Annotated in this window: 2 protein-coding genes; both read left to right on the top strand. The window is 64.9% G+C overall.

The features are described from left to right. Positions 1 to 56 precede the first annotated feature (56 nt). Positions 57 to 1,193: an ABC transporter permease gene (locus tag EN781_RS30480; protein WP_126055955.1), complete on the top strand. Its 1,137-nt coding sequence runs from the start codon at positions 57 to 59 to the stop codon at positions 1,191 to 1,193. Positions 1,194 to 1,203: 10 nt separating this feature from the next. Beyond that, the coding region (locus EN781_RS30485) for an ATP-binding cassette domain-containing protein (protein WP_145965720.1) at positions 1,204 to 2,507 on the top strand (1,304 nt) is incomplete at its 3' end.

Genomic DNA, 2,507 nt, shown 5'->3' on the forward strand with positions numbered 1-2,507 from the left:
CCGACATGCTGCTCGTCCTGCTCGATCCGCGCATCCGCCAATACGGGGAGGGCTAGATGCTGGCGCGCGACACATCACTGCCACCGCCGCCCGCCGAGGGAGCCATCGAGAAACCCGCGCGCGGCAATGAGAGCTACATCGCGCTGGTCTGGCGGCGGCTGAAGCGTTCGTGGACCGGGATGGCCGGGCTTTGGCTCGTCGCGCTTCTGCTTCTCATGGCGGTGTTCGCGGAGTTTCTGGCTCCAATGGACCCGAAGGCCACGGATATAGGCTTCGCCCCGCCGCAGCTGCCGAGCTTCCATGACAAGGACGGCAATTTCGTCGCGCGACCGAGGGTGTATGCGCTGGCCGATTCCGCCGATCTCGATCCGGTCACCTTCCAGCCGATCGTCGGCCCCGACTATGAGCATCCGAGACTGCTTGGGTTCTTCGTCGAGGGCGCGCCCTACAAGCTCCTCGGACTGGTCCCGGCGGACCGGCATTTCTTCGCCTCCATGGACGGACAGCCGGTGCATTTCCTCGGCACCGACAAGTTCGGCCGCGACGTGCTGTCACGCGCCATCCACGGCTCGCGCGTCTCGCTGATGATCGCGCTGACGGTCGTCTTCATCATCACCATCATCGGCACCACCGTCGGCATGGTCTCCGGCTATTTCGGCGGCAGGTTCGACGTCTGGGTGCAGCGCTTCGTCGAACTGGTGCTCGCCTTCCCGCAGCTGCCGCTCTACCTGGCGCTGACCACGCTGATCCCGGTCACCGCGCCGACCAACGTTTTCCTCGCCTTTGTCATCATCGTCATGTCGGCGCTGGGCTGGGCGCAGATGTCGCGCGAGGTGCGCGGCAAGACACTGGCGCTGGCGCGAATAGACTATGTACGCGCCGCCATGGCGGTCGGCGCCACCGACCGGCGCATCATCATGCAGCACATCTTCCCCAATGTGATGAGCCACGTGATCGTCGCCGTGACACTGGCGATCCCGACGGTGGTGCTGCTCGAATCCTTCCTCGGTTTCCTCGGCTTTGCGGTCAAGCCGCCGCTGATCTCGTGGGGGTTGATGCTGCAGGACACCGCGACCTATTCGGTCATCGGCACCTATCCCTGGATTCTGTCGCCGGTCGGTTTCGTGCTGGTCACCGTCTTTGCCTTCAACGCGCTGGGCGACGGCCTGCGCGATGCCGTCGACCCTTATTGAGGTGGCTGGGATGTCCGTTGTACTCGCCGAACCCTTCGCACCAGCCTTCCGCCGCGACCATGGCGGGCGCCAGGACAAGCCCATCATCGACGCCCGCAACATCGAGGTCGCCTTCAAGGTCGAGCATGGCGTCGTCGATGCGGTCAAGGACGTCTCGTTCCAGCTCTATCGCGGCGAGACGATCGCGATCGTCGGCGAATCGGGTTCCGGCAAGTCTGTGACGGCGCGCACGGTCATGGGGTTGCTGTCGCGGCGTGCGACCGTGTCGCCCAGATCGAGCGTCGAATATGACGGCCAGGACATCCTGAAATTCCCGGAGAGCGCTCGGCGCAAGCTGCGTGGCAACCGCATCTCGATGATCTTCCAGGAGCCGATGAGCTCGCTCAACCCGATCTATACGGTCGGCAGCCAGATCGTCGAAGCGATCAGGGTGCACCGCAAGGTCAGCCGCAAGGAGGCCTGGGCGCGGGCGCTGGAGCTTTTGCGGCATGTCCAGATCCCTGAACCGGAAGCGCGGCTGAAGCAGTATCCGCATCAGCTCTCCGGCGGGCAGCGCCAGCGGGTGATGATCGCCATGGCTCTGGCCAACGATCCCGATGTGCTGATCGCCGACGAGCCGACGACAGCGCTCGACGTGACGGTGCAGGCGCAGATCCTGAACCTGATCCGCAACCTGCAGAAGGAATTGCGGATGGCGGTGATCCTGATCACCCACGACCTCACTGTGGTGCGCAAGTTCTCCGACTACGTCTATGTCATGCAGCATGGCGAGATGTGCGAACACAATATCACGGAACGGCTCTTCGCCGATCCGCAGCATCCCTATACGCGACGGCTGCTGGCCTCCGAGCCGCGTGGGCGGCCGCAACCATTGCCCGAGGGCTGCGGCACCATCCTCGAAGCGAACCGCGTGCGCGTCTGCTTCATGTTGCGCCACGGCAGCTTCCTGAAGCCCGACTGGCGCGAGCTGGTCGCCGTCGACGACCTCGACCTCAAGCTTTGCCGCCACGAGACGCTTGGGTTGGTCGGCGAATCCGGGTCCGGCAAGACGACGTTCGGCCAGGCGCTGCTTCGGCTGCTGGACGCCAAGCGCGGCGAGATCCGTTTCGACGGCCGGCCGATCCAGGGCCTGACCAGGGCCGAGATGCGGCCGCTGCGCTCGCGCATGCAAATCGTCTTCCAGGATCCGTTCTCGTCGCTCAACCCGCGCATGACGATCGGCCAGATCATCGAGGAAGGGCTTGTCGTCAACAGGATCGGTGCGACACGGCGCGAGCGCAGCGGCCGCATCTCGGCCCTGGTCAGGCCCTGGAT

Source organism: Mesorhizobium sp. M4A.F.Ca.ET.090.04.2.1 (assembly GCF_003999085.1).
In the GTDB taxonomy this organism is placed as follows: Bacteria; Pseudomonadota; Alphaproteobacteria; order Rhizobiales; family Rhizobiaceae; genus Mesorhizobium.